Genomic DNA, 23942 nt, shown 5'->3' on the forward strand with positions numbered 1-23942 from the left:
ATGCCACTTCCTGTCCTCACGCTCGTGCCGATCGAGCAGGGTGTTCTGCATCCGCGCAATGGCGGCTTGCTTGGCAACGACGCTAGCGACGGGAAAGCTGAGGCGTCAAGTGCGACTCGATAAGCCCGGCTGGGTTGAGTCGTTGGGGCTTTCAGTCGGCCGCACGCACTTGGGGGGACCGTTGGACCCGCCCGCTGCGTTTGGCGGGTGGCTTCGCAGTCGACGTGGTTACCCCTTTGGCGAGGATTTGCGAACCCAGTTCGATTTGCGCGCGGATATCTGATTCGCCGGTACCAAACCAGCGTGGTCCGAGACTCGTTGTGAAGATGATGAAATTGGCCAGCAGCTCGGCGAACAGGTCGGCGTCGACGTCGGCCCTGATTTGCCCCGCGGCTTGGTAGTGGCGAACACCTTCGGCAATAACGGCCGTACGGCGTGCGTGATTGGGTTGCAGCACGCGCAGCGAGAAGTCCGGATCTGATAGCGCCCGACCCGAAATGTCCCAGCCGGGAACACCGGTGTCCCGGTCATCGATCCTGAGTCTCGCAAAGAAAAGCTGCTCGATATAGTCCTCGAAGCGCGCAGGCAGGGCCGCCACAACCTGCTCCTCGGCCTCGCTGACGAGGTCCGCAATCTGTCGGGAAACAACCTGCTCGAAAATGCCTTGCTTGTCCCCGAAGTAGTGGAACAGCATTGCCTCCGAGCAGTCGGCGCGACGGGCGATCTCCTTTGTCGCCGCGGCCGCGTATCCCGCTTCGGCAAAGACCTCAGCAGCCGCTTCAAGGAGGGCTCGCTGTTTGCCGTCCTTGTCGCGAACTCGTCGCCGCGCGCTTGCAGTCATCACACACACTTTAGCGAGCAGCCGTGGGCGGAGGGGAAGCCTGCATGTGTGCCGCGCGTTCGCGCGCACTGCGCGGGCCCGTTGATCTCAAGTGCTTTCCGGTAGTTATCGAGTGTGACTTGACTCCTCGCAGTCGACGATTTACTGTGCTGCCAAAGCAAATTTCGGCGTGTGCGAGAAATCCGAGGGCCGGCGCAATGCAGCGTGCCTGGAATGTGGCGGTCCCTCGGTGCTGGCTGTCGAGCCAGGCTGACCGCTGGCGGTGTATCGAGGTCGGCGGGGGCGGAAAGGACTACCCATGGTGAGCAAATCACCGGAGGAGCACGCGCGGAACTTCGATCTTCGTCACGAAGACTTCGACGACCAAGAATTCCTCTACGAGGTCTACGCGGTGATGCGCGAGAACGGACCGTTCAGTCACCAGGATGTCCCTTTCCTGGGACAGACTCCGGGGGGCGCGTGGGTCGCCACCCGCTACGACGACTGCTACGAGATCTTGCGCGATTGGCGCAGCTTCTCCAGCAAGCCAGTCGGGGGCAACCCGACGTCGTTTGGCGACATCGTGATCAACTTGGATCCACCACGACAGCAGCAGCTTCGCAAAGTTCTCAACCCATATTTTTCCCCGGGCCGGATGAAGGACCTGGAGCCCCAGGTGCGCGCGATCACCGATGGGTTGATCGACAACTTCATCGAATCGGGCCGTGGCGACCTCGCCCACGTCGCATGGCAGCAACCCGGGATAGTGTTCTTCCGGCATTTGCTAGGCATGCCCGTTGAGGACGTGCCGCTCTACATCGAGGCGGCTGACCTCGGAATCAATGGTGAGAGCGAAGAGGTCCGAATCGGTGCGATGACGAATCTCTACCATCGCGTGCGCGACGAGATGGACAAACGTCGTAGTGAACCGCCCCGTGACGACCTGATCGATGTTTTGCTCGCCGCCGAGATCGACGGCGAGAAGTTGAGCTTCGACGACGCTGTCGCGAATGCGCTTCTGCTGGTGCAAGCGGGGCTTGAAACAACTTCTAGTGCAATGTCGTTCGCCTTTTTCTATCTGGGCACCCATGCTTCGGAGCGCGACCGACTCGTACGCGAAGCCGAGTTGATGCCTACAGCGATAGAAGAATTCATCCGGTTCGCAGGTTCGGTCCACGGACTGCATCGCTCAGTCGCGGAAGAGGTTGAACTAAGCGGCCAGAAGTTCTGCCCCGGGGAGACGGTCGTCGTGAACTATGCGGCCGCCAACCGCGACGCCCGCGAGTTCGACGAGCCGGACAAGTGCATTCTCGATCGACAGACAAATCGCCACCTCGGGTTCGGAGCCGGCGTCCATCGCTGTCTGGGGTCCAATCTCGCCCGACTCGAGTTTCGGGTGGGCGTCGAACAGACCCTGCGTCGCATACCCGACTACTCCATCCCCCCAGGGGCAAAGGTTGATTTCCACGGGAATTCGGTCACTCGGGGCTACCGCGCTCTGCCTGTCGTCTTCACGCCGGGCGCCCGCATCGGCCGGTGAGAGGCGGCAGGCGACCGCCGAATCGTTTTCGCAGCCAACGTAATAGCGAAATCAGGGAGGAACCCGTGGACAAACAAGATCTTCAATGGATGATCTCCGTCGATGACCATATCATCGAGCCCCCGAACCTGTGGGTCGACCGCGCGTCGGCTGCCGACCGCGATCGAGTGCCGCGCGTGGAGCGCATCGACGGCATCGATACGTGGATATACGACCAAGCGCGCGCGTCGGTTTTGGGCATCTTGGTCGCGGCTCACCAGAGGCCGGCCGAGTACTCCCCGTTGCCAGTGAATTACGACGAGATGCCCCGTGCCTACTTCGACCCGGTTGCCCGCATCCCTGACATGAACGAGGATCACGTGATTGCGGGGCTGAACTTTCCGTTCTTCCCAAGGTTCTGTGGTCAGATGTTCGCCCACCTCGGTGACCGCGACCTAGGTCTCAAATGCGTGCGTGCGTACAACGACTTCGTCATCGACGAGTGGTGCGCGGCGGCGCCCGGTCGCTATATCCCCATGATCATCATTCCGTTGTGGGATACCCGTTTGGCCGTCGAGGAGACGCTACGGTGCGCCGGCAAGGGCGCCAAAGCTATTGCCTTCTCGGAAAACCTGCACCCGCTGGGATTTCCGTCCATCCACTCGGGGGCATGGGACGACTTCTTCGCGGCGGTGAACGAGACGAAGATGCCGCTGTGCACACACATCGGCTCGTCGTCGGTTAGCCCCACTACGTCGCCTGACGCACCTTTTGGGGTTCAGGCGGTCAACATCAACCTCAATCTCGCGAACTCGACCACGGATTGGTTGTTCTCGGGCAAGCTGCAGAAGTATCCCGACCTGAAGATCGTGCTGGCCGAGGGCGGTATCGGCTGGATCCCCTACCTCATCGAGCGTGCCGAGCATGTCGCCACCGACTACCAGTATCTGCGCGCCAACAACTGGGCGGTGGATCCGGCCACGATGCGCTTGACCCCGGTGCCCACCGACCCCGAGGTTTTTCCGGAGTCACCGCGCCAGCTCTTCCGCGACCACATGTACGGCTGCTTCATTGAGGATGACTTCGGGGCAGCTAACCTCGACGCCATCGGTGTCGACAATGTGATGATTGAAACGGATTATCCGCACACTGACAGCCTCTGGCCCAACTCCCTTCTGGCCGCTCACAAGGCGCTCGACGGCCGGTCCGACCTCGACAAGTACAAGGTGCTGCAGGGTAATGCTCGCCGGGTGTTCGACTTTGAGCCCGCCCCATATCCGACGCTGAAGTAGCCAACGGCTCGTTTGATGCGGGAGTACCAGAGCTTCATCGACGGTAAGTGGTTGAGCGACAACGCCCTCGGCCTCATCGATGTTATCGATCCGTCCAATGAAGAGGTGATCGGCCGAGTCGTCGACGGTGGACCAAAGCAGGCGGCGATGGCGATCGAGGCTGCCCGGCGAGCATTCGACGAAGGTCCGTGGCCGTGGATGCCCGTGCGGGAGCGGGGGAAGATCATCAAGCGGTTCGCTGAGATTCTCGATGACCGCAAAGCGGAGCTAAGGCAGCTAGTCGTCGCCGAGATCGGTTCGACCGGCTTCATCACGGACCTGATTCAGGTTGGCGGTGCCATCGAGGCCGCCCACTACTACGGCGAGTTCGTCGAACACGATGTGGCGTGGGTGGAGACACCGGGCGGACCTATAGTTACGCCGACCGGCCTGGGCGGCGTGACGGTGGTTCGTGAACCGGTCGGGGTGGTCGGCGTCATCACACCGTTCAACTTTCCCTTCTCCATCAACATTCAGAAGTGCTTGGCTGCCTTGGCCGTCGGCTGCACTGTGGTGCTCAAGCCTCACCCGTGGACTCCGATGAACGCCCTGGAGTTGGCCAAGGTCAGTGAGGAAGCCGGCCTTCCGCCCGGTGTGTTCAATGTGGTTGTCGGCGGTGCGGAAGTGGGAGAGGAGCTGTGTACCCACAAAGGCGTTGACATGATTGGGTTCACCGGTTCGACGGCGACCGGGCGGCGGATTCGTGAACTATCGGCGGCAACGATGAAACGCGCACAGCTGGAACTAGGCGGCAAGAGCGCGCACATCGTCCTCGACGATCTCACCGAAAGTGACGTCGCGGGAATAGGATTCGGGCAGGTGCTGATGCATGCAGGACAGGCATGTACCGTCACGTCGCGACTTCTGTTGCCCGAGCATCTGCTCGACGCCTATGTCGAGGGCCTCAAAGCCATGGCTCCGATGATCACGGTCGGGGACCCGCGTGATCCCACGACTGTTGTTGGTCCGTTGATCAGGGATCAGCAGCGTCGGCGAGTTGAATCCTTCGTAGCGGCGGGCCTGCAGGACGGCGCGCGGCTGGTGGTCGGTGGCAAACGTCCCGAACATCTCGAACGTGGCTTCTACTACGAGCCAACGGCATTTGTCGACTGTCGCAGCGACATGTCCTTATGTCAGGAGGAGGTGTTCGGGCCTGTGCTGGCGGTGATGACCTATCGCTCCGAAGACGAAGCCATCCGCATCGCGAACGACTCCATCTACGGTTTGGCGGGTCTGGTAATGACTCGCAACGCCGCGAAGGGATTCAACGTCGCGAGGCAGGTCAGAACCGGCACCATCATGGTGCAGACTGTCGCACCCGGTATCGATCTAGGAGCCAATCCGGGCGGAGGGCAGGGTCCGGGCTGGTCTCTACCGGCCCGCGGCATGTTCAACGGCGGCGGGCCGTTCGGCGGCTTCAAGCAAAGCGGTCTCGGCCGAGAGCAGGGTCGCTGGGGCTTCGAGGAATACACCGAGCTGAAGTCGATCACCATGCTGTAGTCGCACCGCACTCTGAAAGGTCGCGTGTTGGAATTTCTCAAAGACGTCCGGGTTCTTGAAGTGTCACTTTTCTCCGCGGATGCACTGGGCGGGCACCTGGCTGATCTCGGTGCAGAGGTAATCAAGGTGGAGCCGCCTGGCGGCGGCGGCTTCCGCGGTGCGGCGGTTTCCGGCGGGGAACTGCAGGACTCGCACTGGAATCGCGGCAAAAAGAGTGTGGCGATCAACCTGAAAACGCCTGAGGGTCAAGAGGTGTTTCGCCGCCTGGCCGCGACATCTGCGGTGGTAATCGATGGCCTACGCTATGGAACCGCGCACCGGCTCGGCTTCAGCTACGACGAGATCGTCGCAGTCAACCCGGCAGTTGTGTACTGCGTGCTCAACGGCATGGGCAGCTATGGGCCCTACACCCGATTAGCCACGCACGGGTTGTCCTTCGACTGTTTCGCCGGCTTGAGCCCGCCGATCATCGATGCGGATGGAACGCCACGCCTTTCGGGGGCGGCGACAGGGACGACAGGTGTTCTGGCGGGGCCGCTGTACGCAGCGATGGGCGTACTCGCCGCGCTGCACGCTGCCGGGCGCGACCGCAAGCCGCAGTACGTCGAAGTAGCGCAGGTCGATGCTGCGATCAATTGGAACTTTCAACAGCTCGCAGCGCTGGCGAACGGTCGACCCACCTACGGCGAAGGAATCCGCGCTTCGCTTCGTTACCAGTACTACGAAACGAACGACGGCAACTACGTCGTGTTCAACGCCTTGGAGGACAAGTTCTGGCTGAGATTCTGCGAGTCACTGGAGAGGATGGATCTTTATGAACCGGGGCGCCGGAAGCCGGGGGAGGATGTTGAGGCAGAGGCTCTGCTGCGCAACGAGTTGACGGCGATCTTCAAGTCCCGCACTCGCAGGGAGTGGACCGAGTTCTTTATCGCCACCGATATCGCGGGTGCGCCAGCGTTTTTGGGCGCCGATCTATTCGACGACGACCATACGAAGGCACGCCGACTTGTCTATGAGCAAGCACACCCTGACGGGACCTCGAAGAGAATGGTGGGCACGTGCATCAAGACCAAACCCGACGACGGATTCGCACCGCCGGGAGCGCCGCACGTCGGGCAACATACGGAAGAAGTGCTCACCCGCTTGGCGGGCTACGACGCGGCCGGAATTGAGCGGCTACGTTCTGCGGGCACGATCTGAATATTTTCGTGCTCATCCGATGTTCAAGGACTGCAACGGTTCGCCTATCAGCGACTTCTTTCTAGCTCACGGCCGCGTGCTTCGGCTGCCCCCGACGGCCGAGGGCCATTGGTAGCCGTACTGATGCCGTACCGCAAGGGCACCGGTGACGGCCAGACGCGTTGGAACACAAGGTATTTGCCGTCTAGCCGGCAGTGTTTTCGCCTCAGCCGACGACAGCCGGCATGCTGTCCCAACCGCGCACGGTGGAGGTGCGTGAGCGCCGCGCCTCGACCATGTCCACGTCCCATTCCGGCCACCGCTTCAGCACCTCTTCGAGCGCAACGCGGCCTTCCAAGCGGGCCAAGGGAGAACCGACACAAAAGTGCGCTCCGCGGCCAAACGTCAGGTGGCCGCCTGGTTTTCGGTGGATGTCGAACCTGTCCGGGTCGTCGAAGTGGCGTTCGTCGCGGTTGGCTGACGCCAGCATGACCAGCAGGGCGCTGCCCGCCGGTACAACTTGCCCTTGAAACGTGACGTCGTCGCGGGCGACGTAGCGTGCCACGTGCGGGCCGGGCGGCTCAAAGCGAAGCAGCTCTTCGATGGCCGTCGGAATCAGCCGGTGGTCCTGGGCCAGTTCTTTGCGCTGGTCGGGGTGTTCGGCCAGGACTTTGCCCATCCAGCCGAACATTCGCCCTGTTGTCTCGACGCCAGCCCCTGCGACGACCGCCAGGAATACGGTGAGCTCCTGTTTGGTCAGCTTGCGGGTAATGCCGTTTTCGTCCTCGAACTCGACGTTCAGCAGCTCGGTGATCAGATCATCCGAAGGATTTTTCTCCCGCCACTCCACGTATTCGCCGAACATTTCACCGGTGAAGTATCGGTCCTTCTTGATCGCCATTGGTTGTCCCGCTTCGTTACGCAGCACTTGGTTGGCGTGCGCCCGCACGGCCGGCTGTTCGGCGTCGGGAATGCCGGCGAGCATTCCGATCGTGCGCATGGGCAGTTCGGCTCCCAAGTCGTTGACGAAGTCAAAGCGTTCGCTACCGATGAGCGGATCGAGACAGGCAACACAAAAGTCGCGAATTTTATCCTCGATGGCTCGCATCTTCTTCGGGGTGAACGCCTTGGACACGATCGCACGATGAATCGTGTGCAATGGCGGATCCTCGTTGATGAATATGCCCGGCGGCATCACCGGATCTGTCATGACGACTTCAAGGATGTCGCCTTTCGCCGAACTGAGCCGCGCCGTGTCTCTCAGCGCGGCATCGACATCCGCGTAACGGCTTATCCCCCAGAAGTTGTGCCGATCGTTGTAGTACACCGGGCGCTCGTCTCGCAGGCGCCGATAAGTCGGGTAGGGATCCAAGTCGATGTCAAAGTCCCACGGGTCGTAGTACAGATCACTCAACATCGGCTCCTCGCCCGCAGTTCATATTCGCACTCCTGCTGTACAACCGTACAGCCCGCCAATTTATCGAGCAACCGTGCACAAGCAAGTTGCCTGCCGCTGTACGATCGTACAACCGGGCCAGGCCCGTTCAATCCAGGCGCATTGAGGGAGTGCAATGAACAGTCGGTTTTCACTCGAGGGCCGCGTCGCAGTCATCACCGGAGGTGGCACCGGCATCGGGCGGGGGGCTGCGCTGGTCCTGGCCGAGCACGGCGCCAATGTGGTGCTAGCCGGGCGCCGCCCGGACCCCCTGGAATCGACGGCCAAAGAGGTGCTGGCGCTGGGGCGCCATGCGCTGCCGGTTTCTACCGACGTCACCACCGCTCAAGCGTGTCGCGGACTGGTCGACAAGGCCATCGATGAGTTCGGCCGACTCGACGTCTTGGTCAACTGCGCGGGCGGGGCCGAAACGAAGTCGATCATGAGGTGGCCGGATGATGACTTCGAAAACGTGCTGGCGCTGAACTTCAAGGCCGTATGGCACTTGTCGAAAGCGGCGGCCAAACCGATGATGGCGCAGGGGAAAGGCGCGATCGTCAATATCTCGTCGGGCGCAAGCTTGCTGGCCATGCCGCAGGCGGCCCCCTATGGTGCGGCCAAGGCGGCGGTCAACAATCTGACCGGGTCCATGGCGGCAGCGTGGGCCAAGAAAGGCATCCGGGTCAATGCAATCGCAGTCGGCGCCGTTCGCGCAGCCACTTTGACCGACGATGCCGCGCGATATGGGCTGGATCCGGAGGCAATTGCGTTGACCAACGGTCTCGGCCGTCTCGGTGAACCGGACGAGATCGGCTACGGCGTCTTGTTCTTCGCCTCGGACGCATCCAGCTTTTGCTCTGGCCAGACGCTGTACATGCATGGGGCGCCGGGCCCGGCGGGCGTATGAGCGAGGCGAGCTTCTTGTGCCGCCAGTGAGGGCGCTATACAGTCGTATAGCGCATGGGCGCGGCATCTGCGACGAGGAGTGATGTGAGTGAGCCGAACGGCCTTGGTAACCGGTGCGGCATCTGGCCTCGGCAAGGCGATTTCCCTGAAACTCGCCGCCGACGGCCATCGGATCGCCGTTGTGGACCTAAACCTCGAGCGGGCCGAGAAGGTCGCCGCCGAGATCCACGCGGCAGGCGCGCAGGCGATCGCCATCGGTGCCGATGTGTCCGACGAAGCAGCGGTGATATCCGCTTTCAGCAATGCCCGTGACGCTCTTGGGCCTGTCGAAATACTCGTGACTAGCGCTGCGATCGCCGGTTTCACGCGGTTCGACCAGATCAGCCTCGACGAGTGGAATCGCTATCTGGCCGTCAACCTCACCGGCACCTTCCTGTGCGCTCGCGCGGCGCTTTCGGACATGGTGGCGGGCAATTGGGGCCGCATCGTCACGATCTCGTCCGCCGCAGGCCAACAGGGCGCCCCGAGGCAGGGCCACTATTCGGCCACCAAGGGCGGCGTCATCGCCATGACGAAGACAATCGCACTGGACTACGCCCGCAAGGGCATCACCGCGAATACCGTGCCGCCGTATGTCATTGACTCGCCGATGCTTCGGCAGCAGCAGGACGAGGGCAAGCTTCCCGGCACGGAGGTGTTGATCCAAGCGATCCCGGCGGGGCGCCTCGGCGTTGCCGGCGAGGTCGCCGAGGTGTGTTCTTTCCTGTGCACGGAGGGCGCGGGTTATGTCAACGGACAGGTCATAGGTGTCAATGGGGGAGCAGTTGTTTGACGACACCAAACGAAAAATTCTGCACAACAACGTATTTCGGAGGCGCAATGCGGATCAGGGTTGACCCGACGCGATGTCAGGGCGACACCTTGTGCGCCATGATCGCTTCCGAATCGCGCCGCACAGGACGGGCGACCGGAGCTATGACGTGAGTGCCCCGTCGAGCAAGCCCGTCGATCGGTTCGAGGCTCCCCAGTACCCGTTCGATCGCCATTCCGGCGACTATCGTGATCGATTCCTGGAAATCACCCATGACATGCACAGGCGGTGTCCGATTGCCTGGACCGACACCTACGACGGGCACTGGGTCGCCGCCGGTGGTCGCGAAGTTTTCGAACTCGCGCGGTGCCCGCACCTCTCCAACGATCACGACGTTCACCATCAACGCCGAGGCTACAAAGGCATCTCCATACCGTTGACGGTCGAATCGGAGAACTTCCGCGGCGGCATGCTCGAGATGGACGACCCAGAGCACCGGTACTACCGAACGGTGCTCAATCCGTATCTGTCGCCGGCGGCAGTCAAGCGGTGGGAACCCTTCGTCGACCAGATCACGCGTGCCTGTATCGATGACCGTATCGAGACAGGGCGCATTGACTTCGTTGACGACCTGGCCAACGTGGTACCGGCTGTGCTCACACTGGCGATGCTCGGGATCCCCCTGGAGAAGTGGACGGTCTACAACGAGCCGGCACATGCATTGGTCTATACGCAACCCGACTCGCCCGAGGCCGCACGGACGCGCGAGCTGTATCTGGCGATGGGAGTCGACCTTTATGCCAATCTCGTCGAGATCCGCGAACACCCCCGCCCCGGCATCATCGACGCCCTAGCCAAGCTTCGCATCGACGGCGAGCCGCCCCCCGATATCGAGCTGATCGGCATGCTTAACCTGCTGATCGGTGGCGGCTTCGACACCACCACTGCATTGTCCGCGCACGCACTGGAGTGGTTGTCGCAGCACCCCGAGGAGCGCACGCGTCTCAGCCGAGACCGCGACAGCCTGCTAAACCCCGCCACCGAGGAGTTCCTGCGCTACTTCACCCCGGCGCCCGGCGACGCGCGCACCATCGCCGAAAACATGGAAATGTTCGGCGTCAGACTGCAAGAGGGCGAGCGACTGTGGCTGTCCTGGGCGATGGCCAACCGCGACCCGGCGCTGTTCAGCGATCCCGACAGCGTCGTCCTCGACCGAAAGGGCAACCGCCACTTCAGCTTCGGACTTGGTGTGCACCGGTGTATCGGCTCCAATGTGGCCCGCACCGTGTTCAAGTCCATGCTCACCGCGGTGCTCGACCGGATGCCGGACTATCGGTGCGTGGCGGAGGGGACCGTGCACTACGACAGCATCGGCGTGATTCAAGGCATGCGTCACTTACCCGCTTCGTTCACTCCCGGCCGCAGATCGGGACCGGGTGTGGCGGAGACGGTGCAGCGACTGCAAAAGGTCTGTACCGAACAAGGTTTGGCGCGTCCCATCACCGAATACAAGGAGACGGCCAAAATATGGCCGTGAGGAGCACATCCATGCCCGACGACAAGCCCGTTGCCCTGGTAACGGGAGCCAGCCGCGGCGCGGGGGCTGGTATCGCCCGCGCGCTTGGCAGCCACGGCTGTACGGTCTATGTCACCGGCCGCACCCGGGGCGACGCCGCACCGCCGTCCAAGGGCAGCATCGACGAGACAGCCGCCCAGGTGACCGCCGCGGGCGGCCAGGGCATCGCGGTGGGCGTGGACCATGGGGACGACGACCAGGTCAAGGCGTTGTTCGACCGGATCCGCGAGGAGGCGGGCCAGCTCGACATACTGGTCAACAATGCCGCCATCATCCGTGACGAGATGATGGGGCGTACCAAGTTCTGGGAGGAACCCCTCAGCGTCCTGGACACACTCAACGTGGGGCTGCGCAGCAGCTACGTCGCCACAGTCCATGCTGCGCCGTTGATGCTTCCGCAGCGCAAGGGGTTGGTCGCGTTCTCGTCATCCTCAGGGGCGGTGCACTACGCGTTTGGTCCCGCCTACGGCGTCCCGAAGGCCGGCACCGACAAGATGGCCGCCGACATGGCGTTTGACTTGCGTGAGTATGGGATCGCGGCCGTGTCGATCTGGATGGGATCGCTACTCACCGACAGGGTACGAAAGATCATTGCGAGCAACCCGGAAAAGTTCGGTCACATAATCGAATCCGCCGAGACACCCGAACTGACGGGACACGTCATTTGGGCCCTCTACAACGACCCGGACTTGATGACGGTCAGCGGACAGACGCTGATCGGTGCGGAACTGGCGGTCAGGTACGGCATCACCGACGACGGAGGACGTCAACCGCCGTCCTACCGGAACCTGTTCGATGTCCATCCGCACCGGCAGTGCGCACACGTCATGCGTTGATGGCAGACGACGAGCGCGCGTCTGCCCAACCTGCAACCCTATGCAATCGTATAGCTGACGGACGTATAGCAAGTTGTTTTCCGCCGAGCCGAGACGAGGGCGCAATTCGCTAGCGCCCATGCGGAACTCATGTTTGTTTCGGCGATGTCCCTGGAGGCGCAGGAGTCGACGGGGTGCAGGTCATGAACGCGTTGCTGCCCGAGAGCTACGAAGAATTCTTCGAGCATGTGGTCCCGGTACTTCAGGACAAGGGCCTTATGCAGAAGGAGTACCGTTTGGGAACCTTGCGCGAGAAGCTGTTTGACGCGCCTACCGCAGACATCAGTCAGCGGCATCCCGCCTACGGCTACCGTGGGATGTCCTGCGGCGCGTGACACGCCCCAGTCCTAGGTCTTAGCTGCACCGCGCCGGCGCGAGGTCGGTTTCCGCTTGCGGCGGTTGGCGGGTGGTTCCACGGCATCAATGTAACGCGTGAACGCTTTGGTGACCTCGTCGTGCGCTGACTTCACGCCGATGCCCTTTTCGAGGTTGAGGAACTTCGGCAGCCCCGACATAAGGAGCTGCAGCGCTGGAAGTGACAGGTCACCGATTGGTCGAGCGTTCTTGCCGAACTTGGCAACAAGCGCATCCAATTGCATCTTGCGCACGCTCTCCGTCACCGCGGCGATCTCGGTGCGAATGGACTTGCGGTGGTTTCCCAGGGCCATGAACTCGGTCATCAATGCTCCCGTCGCCTCTTCCCAGGAGTACTCCCATACCGCACGCAGGGGCTCATCGGCGCGGCGTTCCAGTGCCTCGGTGAGATAGCTCAAGTTGCGCTCGGAGTAGCGCCTAATGGCAGCAACGAAAATGTCGTCGAGATTGGGAAAGTAGTACTGAACCAGGCTCGGAGTGACACCCGCCTTCGTTGCGAGCGCTCGGTAGGTGACGCTGGGATAGCCCTCGTCGAGCATCATTTTTTCGACGCAGTCGAGAAGGGCGTCCCGCGTCTTGGACGTTTCGGCGCCTACACGCCGCGAGGATGTCGCCATGGCCTTCCGATCTGTCGATTACTCGTATTGTCCACCCGACTCCTGCTGTACACTCGTATAGTGCCACCAGCATCGATCTAGTCGACGTTGACCGACGCGTTAGGCGGGACCACATGACCATGTATGTCCAGCAAGACACTCTTAAGCAGGACGTGCGCTACCTGATGGATCGCACAGAGATCCTCGACTGTATCTCCCGCCATGCCCGTGGCTGCGACCGTCACGACGTCGACCTCATCACGTCGGCATACCATAGGGACGGCGTCGACGAGCACGGCCACGCCGTCAATGCGGGTCCTGATTACGGCGAATGGGCGAACCGCGCGCATGCGGAGACCTCTCGCGTGCACACGCACAACATCACCACCCACACCTGCGAGATCGACGGAGACACTGCACATGCCGAGAGCTATGTCATTGTCGTACTGATAGGACCCGACGGAAAGAGCGCGCAATTCATCACCGGCCGCTACGTCGACCGCTTGGAGCGACGAGATGGCATGTGGCGCATCATGGTTCGGCGATCAACGGTGGAGGGCATGTTTTTGGCCGACGCTCGAGTGCTCCAGTCCTCATTCTTTACGGAGAAGGGTTACCAGGTCGGCACCCGGGACCGCAGCGATCTGTCCTACCAACGTCCCCTGACCATCGATCACCCGGCGCCAGCGCGGTGGTAGGCGCCGATCGCTGGACCACTTGACAATTCGGATCGGTTATTGGTGCTCCTGCGGACTTCATGGCACACCCGTGGTCCCATCACTTGGCAAGCGACAATATGCCGCTTGTATTCTGAGTCGCGGGCAAGTGACGAGCTTTCGAGGGGGCGTCCATGTATCTGCCGACTGTTCGTTCGGCCACTACAGCGTGGCTCGCAGGAACCGCAGTGGCGCTGGTGGTGCAGGGAGCGTTTCCGGAAAAATTCGCCGCGACTACAGCGTGGGGCAGCAACCCCGGGTGGCAGCGCGAGATCGCAATCTGGAACCTGGGTACTTTGGTCGCGGGGACGGCTATCGTCGCAGGCTTTGGCGACCCCGTGCGCGCGCAACTACGTGGCCTGGCCGTCCTCTCCGCGCTGTTCGGGACCAACCACGCTATCGCCGCAGCGCGGTCGGGCAAGCCTGGCAACATCGCGTGGGCGGTAATCAACGGCTGCGGCGTAGTATCCGCGCTCTCCGCCCTGTTAGGGCGAACGCCCGAACCAACGGCCTCATCACGGATCCTGCGTAATACGTAGGTTGGCCATCAACCGACTCCGAACAGCCTTACTTCTGCACGTATTTTGTGCTGCCCGGACCTCTCACCGCCGCCCGACGGCTGCACACCATCGGTGACGCGGGCTACCGATGCACAAACCGATGTCACGCAGATGGTATCGGCTGAAATCGGCTAACTGGATCTACATAATGCCGTATAGTTCATCGAATACCATTTTCGGTTGACGCGAAAAGAGACTGTCGATGACGTCGGATCATACGCATACCACGGGATACGACTGGGATCAGATAGTGAAAATGCCCGTCGCGAGCCAAGAATGGCACACGGGACGGCAGGTTCTTAACTTCTATCCGATGGATAAAGATTATCGGGATTCGCCGGCAGCCCGGGCGTTCGTGACAACTTACTTCAAGAATGCAGAGGCTCTGAACACAGATGCGGCACTGCTCAAATTCGGGTCCGATCACGTCACGCTGCGCGGGGCTTTCCTGGAGATGGGTGTGTGTACGGGAAAGACCATCAACTTCATTGCCGCACTGAACCCGGAGCAGCGCATCTGGGGATTTGATTCGTTCCAGGGGCTTCCGGATGACTGGACGCGCACGGACCTCACCTTTCCCCGCGGATCTTTTCAGGTGATTGCCGAGGGATGGATGCCACCCGTTCTTCACAACGTCTCTCTGGTAAAGGGCATGTTTAGTGACACGCTTGCGCGTTTCAAAGAAGAGGTTCTGAAGTCTGACCCCATCGCTTTCCTGCACGTCGATTGTGACATATATTCTTCGACGAAAGAAGTTTTCGACCACCTCGCTGAAAATATTGTGTCGGGTACCGTGATCGTGTTCGATGAGTTTTATAATTACCCGGAAGCCGAAATGCATGAATTTAAGGCATTCCAGGAGTTCCTGGACGCGACCGGAAAGCGGGCCGTTTATCTCGCATATAATCAGTATTTTGAACAAGCGGTCGCCCGGATAGCCTGACATCAACTGCCTGTCGGTGCCCGAACACCCCTATCCACGGGCACGAGAGTCGATGGGCCCTCGAATGTTGGGCTCGGTAGCGGCCCGGTGCTGGGATGCTTCTGGGCATGAGCGTGAACGACCGATCGGCGGTGTCGCGCCAGTTCATGGCATCGTCCCCGCCCATCTCTTCCAGAATGAACGCATTTGCAACCGGAAAAAGGAAGGGAGTCTTCTACGTCGCCTACACCGTGGTGGCTGCGGCCGTCTTCGCCTTGACCATGGTGAAGTCGTTGAGTCCATGGATGCGGTGGGGCTTGGGTGTGGTGATCGCCGTAGTCGTATTGGGTCCCCTGATTTGGTTGTTCTACTTGTGGTGGCGCTCGCGCCGAAAGATTCTCCTAGAAGTCACAAGCGATGCCCTGACCGTCAATCAGGGTGTCTTTTCATTCGTTGACGCAAAGCTCGGCTCCTGGACGACGATGGGCGTAGCGCTGCACCTTGGCTCTGGTTCCCACCGCTTTGTTCTCGGCGGACGAGACCGTCGGATCGCGCCCTCGACACGGCTCGACGCCCCGCCCGTTTCGGCCGTCGACGCGTGGTTGTGGTCCTCAGAGTTCGATGAGCTTCTCGCCCTGGGCGGCGGTCTCAGTGGAGGGGATGTACGTGGGCCTGCCCTGGCGGAACCGAATCGCTGCTTGCTGTTTCCCAACCCTTATCTGGCCGAGCAGCTGGGGTCGTTTGCATTTCGAAAGCACCTACGGCTTCAGGAATCACTTTCGCGGCCGAGCCTGATCTTTGACATGGATGACGATGCGATTCGCGTGATCGAGCCGCGCAGCGATGCGCTCACTGTCTCGGCGCCGCGTACACAGGCGACCGCAACACCGGCAGTCTTTCAGGCCGACAGTGTCACGAGCGGCGACGGGAGCACCTATAACTACCCCGCGATCACCGGCCTCGTCGTATCCGTTCCGGGTGTGCAGCCAGTGCCGATCGGTTGCCTCGACCTGGTGGGGTCGCGATTCAGATTCGCGTGGCGAGGAAATGTGCCCACGCGGAATGAACGCACTTCCCATGTGGTCTCCGGCGGTGACTTGCTAGCGCTCGCCGAGAAATTCGGGTTGACCGCGCAATTGGAAGACAAGGCTATGGACAAATCGTAGGTGTGCTGTCGGCGCACCGCGAACGCCTAGCACGTCCGAAAACGTTGTCGCGCAGCCGGACTGAGCAACGACGGCGAATCAGTTGTCGGGTGTGCGTGAGTTCGCTTGGTCGAATCGCTGCCGCTGTCGAATGCCATATGCTGCCGCCTTCACGGCGTCGTCATCCTCCATCCCCGATCCCAGGGCACCGCCCAACGTGGCGACCGCCGCCACCAGCCAGGACATGAAGAACAAGGTTGGGAAGTTGACAGGATGGCCGATGTTTTTAGCGACCAATTGCGGCGGAAGCGTCCACCAGGCTGTCACCAGCAACAGGAGAAACAACGCAGCGTGGAAAATCACGACACCGATTAGCAGAGTGACGACAGTAGAAGCGTTGTACAACACCGCGCGTTCACGTTCGTCGGCTGAGTGCGGGCGTTCCCATAACTTGTGTTCGATGATCAACCAGGCGATCAGCGCTGCACTCGCCAGGATCGTTGCCGTGCTCAATCGCCAGCGGCCCATTGTGTCGGATAGCTGCCACATCGTCGGATACGCAAGGCTTACTGCGCCCGTGGCGAATGCCGCCATCATGACCTTGGACATGCCGGTGACTAGTCGCCATGGGCGATTCGCGTAAACCATCCCGGACAGCAGCCGCAGACGTGACAGAACTCCCGGCGCGACGTAGCGGACAACGTCGTGGTCCTGCGTCCGCGTCAGCCGCTTTACTGACGGATTGCCATCGCCCGATTGGCCCGTCACCTCGGCCACGACGGTCTGCGCTAGGTTCCCGACCCGGCGATCGATGAACACGCCACCGACGCAGGGAATGGAAATTACTCCGAGTCGGCCAAACACGCTGATGTCGGCCATCACCGGGGCCGTCCCCTTACGTCGGGGCAGGTCCGTCAGGTAGATGACAATGTCTTCTGGTTCGCCACCCGGGTCGATGGTGCCCACCACGTCCGAGACTTCGGTATGTTCGTCGATCGGGTAGGCGTGACGACGCACATTCACGTCGAATTTGTCTCCTGCCGCAGCCTGGTCCGTGAGCGCGGTCCCCAGCGAACCAGACAGACGTTCGGCGATCGCCGTGGGCGCTCCGGGGTCGGCGATTAGCAAGATTGATGTCGGTTCGCCTGGCATCATCCTCGCCTACCCGAGCTCCAGGCGGCCAAACGTCACCTAATGCCGGTTCGGCTTGCTTCCGCGCTACTGGATCCGAAATGTGTGCACGCGTCGCTTGTGGGTACGCGTGAACTGATCGATCAACCATCCGGCTCGCTATTGGGCCACGAGCGAAGCGAGCAACTCATGCCCAACGTGCGACGCCTTTCAGGACGAAAAATCGCAGCTTTGGCGGCCGATGGCTTCGAGAAGGTCGAGTTGGTGATACCAATGCGCGCGTTGCAACTTGGCGGCGCGAAGGTCGATGTCATTTCCCTGCGTCACGGACGGATACGGGGAGTGAACCTGCACATGCCGGCCACGCGGGTCGGTGTGGACAAGGTCGTAACTGACGCCGACCCTGGCGCTTACGACGGACTGCTGCTTCCCGGCGGTTTCATCAACCCCGACCTACTGCGGCAGTCGGTGGCGGCCCGGGAGTTTGTCCGCGCGTTCGACCGCGCTGGCAAGCCGATCGCCACGTTGTGTCACGGGCCGTGGGTACTTGCCTCGGCAGGCTTGCTCGATGGGCGGACCCTTACTTCATGGCCAGGGATTCGTGACGACCTGGTGAACGCCGGTGCCACCTGGCTTGACCGCGAGATCGTGCGTGACCGCAACCTCGTCACGAGTCGGGGACCCCAAGACATGAGGGCGTTCTTGCCTGCGACCCTGGACATCTTTGCCGAGTCGGCGGATCAATCGCAGACGGTCGCGAACCATAACGGCTCGGATCCGCAGCTCGACAAGCCGCTCGGCTGGGCAGTGTCGGCCTTGCGCTGGTCACCGAAGCCTTCGGCGGCCGCGCTGATGAGCGCCGCCGCGGCGGCGCTGGCGTCGCCCGTCCGGAGACGGGTCTCCATCAAGAACTAGCTAAGCAACCTATGCTTGCGTGGCCGAGGGGGTATTCGTCTCAACACGATGACAGGGATGTCTGACCGAAGCACGGACGAAATCGACTCGTGTGTGCGTGTTTTCGGGACGCGGGTCCACAATCTACGGGGTGTCGACGTCGTAGCGCCACGCGATGCGCTGGTCGCGTTCACCGGGATCTCCGGGTCCGGCAAATCGTCTTTGGCCTTCGGAACCATTTATGCCGAGGCCCAGCGCCGCTACTTCGAATCGGTTGCGCCGTACGCTCGTCGGCTGCTATTGCCAGCCGGTGCGCCCAAGGTCGATGACATCACCGGGCTACCGCCCGCGGTCGCCTTGCAGCAGCGCCGGGGTTCGGCGACGTCGCGGTCGACGGTCGGCACCGTCACCACCCTGTCGAACCTGTTGAGGATGCTTTTCTCCCGCGCCGGCACCTATCCGCCCGGCGCCACGGAACGACTGGATTCCGACGCCTTCTCCCCGAACACGGCGGTCGGTGCGTGCCCAGAGTGTCACGGTCTTGGGCGGATTCACCGGGTGACCGAAGAGACACTTGTGCCGGACCCGTCGCTGACTATCCGCGAAGGTGCCGTCGCAGCGTGGCCGGGGGCCTGGCAGGGGCAGAACCTGCGCGACATCCTGATCACGCTCGGGTATGACATCGACAAGCCATGGCGGAAACTCCCCAAGCGGCAACGCAACTGGATCTTGTTCACCGATGAGCAGCCGACTGTAGAAATCGATCCGAGCCAACACCCGGTGCAGGCGGATTATTACTACAACGGCACGTTCTCCAGCGCCGAGCGTCATGTGCGTCACACGTTGGCCAACTCACACAGCGCCATGATGCGTCGCCGCGTCCTGCAATTCGTCGACAGCGCCGACTGCCCGCTGTGTGAGGGCTCCGGGCTGCGGCCGGAGGCGCTGAAGGTGACTTTCGCCGGGCGCACCATCGCCGAGTACGCGGCGATGCCGTTGGCTGACCTCGCTGACATGTTGCGCCCGACTGCTTCCCGGACCGATGCCGCGCCAGCTTACGAGTCGACGGAATCCGGTGAGCTGACGGAAGTTGCCACCATGATCGCCGCCGACCTCGTCGCCCGCCTGCAGGTACTCATCGATCTCGGCCTCGGCTACCTCACGCTCAGTCGCCGCACCCCGACGGTGTCGCCGGGAGAATTGCAGCGGCTGCGGCTGGCCACGCAACTTCGGGCCGGCTTGTTCGGCGTGCTTTACGTGCTTGACGAGCCGTCGGCGGGATTGCACCCCGCAGACGCCGAACCGCTACTCGACGTGCTGGATCGCCTACGGCGGGCGGGCAATTCGATATTCGTGGTCGAGCACGACATGGACGTGGTGCGTCGGGCGGACTGGATCGTCGATGTTGGACCCGGGGCCGGCGAGCTTGGCGGGGACGTCCTCTACAGCGGGCCGGTGTCGGGTCTCGCCGACATCGAGGGGTCGATCACCCGCCGTTACCTGTTTGATCGAGCCGAGCCGCCTTCGCGTCAGCCCCGCCAGCCGACGGGGCGACTTCGGTTACGCGGCATCAACTTTCACAACCTGCACCAGCTCGACGTGGAACTGCCATTAGGTGTGTACACGGCGGTCACCGGAGTGTCGGGTTCGGGCAAGTCGACATTGGTGGTCAAGGTCCTCGGCGATGTCGTGCACAACCATCTCGGCACCGGACGCGCAGCCGAGCCGGCCGAATCCGACGACGACGAAACCGGCGCCGGGATCGTCGACCTGGATCACGACGCCAGCATCGGTGTGGTGGCCGAGGGGTCGAAGAGATCAATCGGCTGGTGTCGGTGGATCAGCGCCCGATCGGACGCACGCCGCGCTCGACGCTGGCGACCTACACCGGCCTGTTCGACGCCGTGCGCCGCGAATTCGCCGCAACCCCCAAGGCGCGTCGTCGCGGTTGGACCGCGGGCAGGTTTTCCTTCAACGTCGCCGACGGTCGCTGCCCCACCTGCCAGGGGGAGGGGTTCGTGTCGGTCGAATTGTTGTTCCTGCCAGGCACATACGCCACCTGCCCCGCCTGTCGCGGTGCGCGCTACTCTGACGAGACGCTCGAGGTTCGGTATCGGGACAAAACGATCGCCGCTGTGCTCGCGATGACGGTCGATGAGGCCTCTGAATTTCTTGGCGACATCGCCGGGGCCGCGCGGAGTCTGACCACGCTGCAGGAGGTGGGACTGGGCTATCTCCGTCTCGGGCAGCCCGCGACCGAGCTGTCCGGCGGCGAGGCGCAACGGATCAAACTCGCCTCCGAGCTGCAGCGACCCCGTCGGGGGCACACCCTCTACGTCCTTGACGAGCCGACTACCGGGCTGCATCCCGCCGATGTGGATCTGCTCGACGGGCAATTGCACCGCCTAGTCGACGCGGGCAACACCGTTGTCGTGGCCGAACACGACATGCGCATGGTTGCGGGTGCCGACTGGGTGATCGACCTGGGACCGGGCGCCGGCAGCGACGGCGGTCAGGTTGTTGCGGCGGGCCCGCCGAAAACAGTGGCGCGTGCGAAATCCAGCCGGACGGCGCCCTATCTCGCGAAGCGATTGGCGTCGGCTCGGACGTGATAGAGGCGACCGGTAACTATCCCCGGCGCCGAGGCCGCCGGCGCGAGCCAGTTCGGAGATAGACCCAGAGGACGAGCACCCCTGCCAATACGATGCCCGCCAGGTTGACTCCGAGTTGGGTCGCAGACTGCTCCGCGATCTGCCAATCGCCCACGGTCGCGGCGACCACCGCGAACCCCGCGGCGGGGACCGTGGTCACCGAGATGAAAACGCCGACCAGCGCAGAAGACTTCGCCGAAACCAGCGACAGCATGCCAGCCGCGCCTGCCAGCAGGGCGACCACGAATGACAGCGGCCCGACCTGGAAGATGAAGTCAACTTGATGGAGCTGCCGGATGGTGTTCAGCCTGATCCAACCAACAGCTTCACCGCCCAGCACGGTGATCGCGGTGACGCACATAGCCAAGGGAAAACCGACCACCAGCGCCAGCGCCGCGCGCCGCGCAAGGTAGCCGCGCCGTCGCACGATCGCTACCGCGAGCGCGGCAAGTGGACCGAACTCCGGGCCCACCACCATTGCGCCAACAACTGTGACGGGCGAATCGGTGACGACCCCGACCGCCGCGATGAGACAAGCCAGGGACAGAAACGATAGGTAGGTGGCGTTCAGCGCCGACTCTTCGCGGGTTCTTTCGGCCAACTCGTCCCAGATGACCGCGTCGGCGGGGTCGCCCTCGGCTTCCTTCTCAGCGCGATATGCCGCGGTCGACACCACCGTGTCGACGACATCGAGCGTGATCGCTCCCTGCCGTTTCAGCCCAAGCGCCTTCAGTTCGTCGATGACGTCGTTGGCGCTTTCGCGCGCGACGTCAGCCGTGATCTCGTCACCCCGCGGATCGAGGGCGGCTTCGCGGTGGACGACGATATGGGTCACCCCCACCTCGCGGCGAAGGACTTCGAGCACCGAGTCGGTCGACTCAGTTGGAGCGATCACCCGCAGATGGAGCATTCACGGCACCTTAGCGGCTTCGACGGTTTATGTTCCGCGGTCGCTGCACGCTAGTGTCGTGACGGCGGGGGGCTGCCGCGTTTGCTAGGGAGGGATTCACTTATGCGCATGTTCAGTGTTGCCGTTGTCGTCGCGGCCATCTTCGGTTCGTCTGTCGTGCCGGTGGCGGTGGCGGCGCCGAAGGATTACTGCGCCGACCTCAAGGGCAGCAGCACCGGCGGCACATGCGAGATCCAGCTCTCCGACCCTGCCTACAGCGTGGACATCAGCATCCCGCTGGATTACCCCAACCAACAGCCGATCGCCGACTTCATCTCCCAAACGCGCGACTCGTTCGTCAACGCGGCCAAGTCGGGCGCGTCCCACTCTGAGTTGAAGATCAAGCCGACGGAGTACAACTCGGCAATCCCACCGCGTGGCACGCAAACGGTGGTATTCAAGGTGAACCGGAACGTCGGTGGCGCGCAGCCGCAGACGACGTTCAAGGCGTTCAACTGGGACCAGACCTATCGCAAGGAAATCCTCTACACGGCCAAATCTGACGACAAACAAAACACGCCGCTCTGGCGGGTCGACGATCCGCTGAAGGTCGTCGCGCCGATCGTCCAAGCCGAACTGTCAAAGCAGCAGGCCCCGCCGCCAGCGGCCGGGCCATCCACGCCGCCCGCGCAACCGGGACAACCGGCCACAACTACGCCGCCACCGGCGGTGCCGATCTCGGCAACCGCGCTGTATGACCCCGCCAACTACCAGAATTTCGCGGTCGTCAACGATGGGGTGATCTTCTTCTTCGACCAGGGCGCGCTGCTGCCGGACGCGGTCCAGGTGCTGGTGCCGCGGTCGGCGATCGACCCGATGCTTGCTTGAGGTCTTACACCTGGCCGACTTCGTCAAGACGCGCTGCGTTCGCCATGGCTTTCGACAGGTAACCGGCCCGCATCAGGCGCCCGGACCCGTCTCGTGGGTCGCTGCGTGGCTGGGCGGACACCACTGCCTCGATCATTCGAACCACACCGAATTGCGCGTTTTGCTACGTTGCCTTGTCGGGCACGGTCGACGGTGCGGTGAACGGGACCTCCACGCCACGCTGGAACGACAGGGCCGCGCCTTGGAGCAGCAACGTAATCGCGAGCAGGCCTACCCACACCCAGGCTTCGGTCGGCGAGATGTGCACGGCCGGATTGGCATATCCGAGCAGTGCGACCGAACGCATGGTCACGGCGATAGCGAGCGCGATCGTCGTGTACGGGACCGATGACTGGAAGTGTTGGGCCAGGCTGCTCACGGGGGCGTCCGAACGCCGCCGTTTGATCCCGATCACCCACATGACGGCACTAATGCCGATTAGTGCCACCGGTATCAGGGTCGAGAGGTGATTGGCCTGGTCCCAGAGGGGTTGCAGGGGCTGCCGTGTTTCTGGATTGCCTAGTGCCAGTGCGAGATGCGTGAGTGTCTGTGCGACGAACGCCACCGCCAGCGCTGGAGCGATGACGGCGAGGATGAAGACACAGTGTCTGACGAGGAGGGCCGACGTACCCGAGAAGAACTGCACGATGGCGTACAGCAAGGTGTAGAGGGAGGCTGCCAGCGATACCGCCGCCAGCACCGCCGCGGAGCCGGCTCGGCCTTCGGTGAGGGCACATCCGCTCTCGCCGGCGAGGAGGCTGTAGCGCAGGGTAGTCAGAACCAGCCCCAGGAACGCGCACACCAGCGCGATCCCAATCTGGGTTTCGTGCGCGGACTCGCGCGGGTCGAGCACACGACCATCGCCACGACGGCGATAGGCACGGTCCAGCACGAGGTTGATGACGACGAAAGCGAAGCCCGCCAGGATGCCGGCGAATTGGGCGTAGCTTCTGGCCACGATAGAAGGATCGAAGCCAGACCAAAGGACGCAGGGTTCAGCAAGTAGTCCTATCGTCATTGCCGCATATTAATGACGCTCCTGGCATTCAAGTGCGCTGTGACGCTGCGTGTCCGAAGTCGACTTCGGTGCGTTTCGCGCACTGGCGTCCTGCGCCGCCTCGCGAACCCGTTCGACGGGCGCCATCGGCTCAATCTTTGTGCTATAGCAAATTCCTAGGCCATCA

At 62.4% G+C, this 23942-nt stretch carries 20 protein-coding genes and 2 pseudogenes; 16 read left to right on the forward strand and 6 right to left on the reverse strand.

The features are described from left to right. Positions 1–151: 151 nt before the first annotated feature. Entirely contained in the window at positions 152–841 is a 690-nt protein-coding gene (locus BN972_RS14145) for a TetR/AcrR family transcriptional regulator (RefSeq protein ID WP_036358929.1), read from the reverse strand. A 298-nt stretch (positions 842–1139) separates the two neighbouring features. Here BN972_RS14145 and BN972_RS14150 point away from each other — a divergent pair, with 298 nt between their 5' ends. From BN972_RS14150 to BN972_RS14165, 4 genes are all read left to right on the forward strand, one after another. Beyond that, positions 1140–2360, forward strand: a complete 1221-nt coding sequence (locus BN972_RS14150; protein ID WP_200869731.1) for a cytochrome P450 — start codon at positions 1140–1142, stop codon at positions 2358–2360. A 65-nt stretch (positions 2361–2425) separates the two neighbouring features. After that, a complete protein-coding gene (locus BN972_RS14155) occupies positions 2426–3631 on the forward strand; it encodes an amidohydrolase family protein (protein WP_036358932.1) in 1206 nt (401 codons plus the stop codon). A 15-nt stretch (positions 3632–3646) separates the two neighbouring features. Then, entirely contained in the window at positions 3647–5170 is a 1524-nt protein-coding gene (locus tag BN972_RS14160; protein ID WP_036358935.1) for an aldehyde dehydrogenase family protein, read from the forward strand. A gap of 24 nt (positions 5171–5194) precedes the next feature. Beyond that, on the forward strand, positions 5195–6370 hold the full coding sequence (locus BN972_RS14165) for a CaiB/BaiF CoA transferase family protein (RefSeq protein ID WP_244903203.1): 1176 nt from the start codon (positions 5195–5197) through the stop codon (positions 6368–6370). Between the two features lie 205 nt (positions 6371–6575). On the opposite strand, the gene BN972_RS14170 is transcribed toward BN972_RS14165, so the two are convergent. Then, on the reverse strand, positions 6576–7763 hold the full coding sequence (locus BN972_RS14170; protein WP_036360846.1) for a cytochrome P450: 1188 nt from the start codon (positions 7761–7763) through the stop codon (positions 6576–6578). 157 nt (positions 7764–7920) lie between these two features. Between BN972_RS14170 and BN972_RS14175 the strand changes: the two genes are divergently transcribed. From BN972_RS14175 to BN972_RS14195, 5 genes are all read left to right on the forward strand, one after another. Then, a complete protein-coding gene (locus BN972_RS14175) occupies positions 7921–8691 on the forward strand; it encodes an SDR family NAD(P)-dependent oxidoreductase (protein ID WP_036358937.1) in 771 nt (256 codons plus the stop codon). A gap of 87 nt (positions 8692–8778) precedes the next feature. Next, a complete protein-coding gene (locus BN972_RS14180; protein ID WP_036358940.1) occupies positions 8779–9522 on the forward strand; it encodes an SDR family oxidoreductase in 744 nt (247 codons plus the stop codon). 148 nt (positions 9523–9670) lie between these two features. Then, positions 9671–11038, forward strand: coding sequence for a cytochrome P450 (locus BN972_RS14185; RefSeq protein ID WP_036360847.1), 1368 nt, complete (start codon positions 9671–9673; stop codon positions 11036–11038). 11 nt (positions 11039–11049) lie between these two features. Continuing rightward, positions 11050–11913, forward strand: coding sequence for an SDR family NAD(P)-dependent oxidoreductase (locus BN972_RS14190; RefSeq protein ID WP_036360849.1), 864 nt, complete (start codon positions 11050–11052; stop codon positions 11911–11913). Positions 11914–12095: 182 nt separating this feature from the next. Continuing rightward, entirely contained in the window at positions 12096–12287 is a 192-nt protein-coding gene (locus BN972_RS14195) for a hypothetical protein (RefSeq protein ID WP_315968796.1), read from the forward strand. A gap of 12 nt (positions 12288–12299) precedes the next feature. Here the strand turns inward: BN972_RS14195 and BN972_RS14200 are convergent, their stop codons facing one another. Further along, on the reverse strand, positions 12300–12944 hold the full coding sequence (locus tag BN972_RS14200) for a TetR/AcrR family transcriptional regulator (RefSeq protein WP_036358946.1): 645 nt from the start codon (positions 12942–12944) through the stop codon (positions 12300–12302). A gap of 113 nt (positions 12945–13057) precedes the next feature. On the opposite strand from BN972_RS14200, the gene BN972_RS14205 reads away from it, so the two are divergent. The 4 genes from BN972_RS14205 (at position 13058) to BN972_RS14220 (ending at position 16287) form a co-directional block, all read left to right on the forward strand. Further along, positions 13058–13621 carry a nuclear transport factor 2 family protein gene (locus tag BN972_RS14205; protein WP_036358949.1) on the forward strand — a complete coding sequence of 188 codons (564 nt, stop codon included), beginning with the start codon at positions 13058–13060 and terminating at the stop codon, positions 13619–13621. 206 nt (positions 13622–13827) lie between these two features. Next, entirely contained in the window at positions 13828–14178 is a 351-nt protein-coding gene (locus tag BN972_RS14210; RefSeq protein ID WP_036358952.1) for a hypothetical protein, read from the forward strand. 223 nt (positions 14179–14401) lie between these two features. Next, positions 14402–15142: a TylF/MycF/NovP-related O-methyltransferase gene (locus BN972_RS14215; protein WP_051545451.1), complete on the forward strand. Its 741-nt coding sequence runs from the start codon at positions 14402–14404 to the stop codon at positions 15140–15142. Between the two features lie 107 nt (positions 15143–15249). After that, entirely contained in the window at positions 15250–16287 is a 1038-nt protein-coding gene (locus tag BN972_RS14220; protein WP_036360853.1) for a hypothetical protein, read from the forward strand. 78 nt (positions 16288–16365) lie between these two features. Here BN972_RS14220 and BN972_RS14225 read toward each other — a convergent pair whose 3' ends face one another. Further along, the gene (locus tag BN972_RS14225) at positions 16366–17418 is read right to left on the reverse strand and encodes a hypothetical protein (RefSeq protein ID WP_036360855.1); all 1053 of its coding nucleotides are present in this window, start codon (positions 17416–17418) and stop codon (positions 16366–16368) included. Positions 17419–17586: 168 nt separating this feature from the next. On the opposite strand from BN972_RS14225, the pseudogene BN972_RS14230 reads away from it, so the two are divergent. Both BN972_RS14230 and BN972_RS14235 read left to right on the forward strand, forming a co-directional pair. Next, positions 17587–18126: pseudogene (locus tag BN972_RS14230) on the forward strand (type 1 glutamine amidotransferase domain-containing protein); the annotation flags it as partial. A gap of 234 nt (positions 18127–18360) precedes the next feature. Beyond that, positions 18361–20903: pseudogene (locus BN972_RS14235) on the forward strand (ABC transporter). Positions 20904–20919: 16 nt separating this feature from the next. Here BN972_RS14235 and BN972_RS14240 read toward each other — a convergent pair. After that, positions 20920–21852: a DUF389 domain-containing protein gene (locus tag BN972_RS14240; RefSeq protein ID WP_036358955.1), complete on the reverse strand. Its 933-nt coding sequence runs from the start codon at positions 21850–21852 to the stop codon at positions 20920–20922. A gap of 102 nt (positions 21853–21954) precedes the next feature. Here BN972_RS14240 and BN972_RS14245 point away from each other — a divergent pair, with 102 nt between their 5' ends. After that, a complete protein-coding gene (locus BN972_RS14245) occupies positions 21955–22719 on the forward strand; it encodes an RsiV family protein (RefSeq protein WP_036358958.1) in 765 nt (254 codons plus the stop codon). A gap of 163 nt (positions 22720–22882) precedes the next feature. Here the strand turns inward: BN972_RS14245 and BN972_RS14250 are convergent, their stop codons facing one another. After that, positions 22883–23716, reverse strand: a complete 834-nt coding sequence (locus BN972_RS14250) for a hypothetical protein (RefSeq protein ID WP_051545454.1) — start codon at positions 23714–23716, stop codon at positions 22883–22885. Positions 23717–23942: the final 226 nt, after the last annotated feature.

The sequence above is a fragment of the Mycobacterium asiaticum DSM 44297 genome (genome assembly GCF_000613245.1).
GTDB lineage: Bacteria > Actinomycetota > Actinomycetes > Mycobacteriales > Mycobacteriaceae > Mycobacterium > Mycobacterium asiaticum.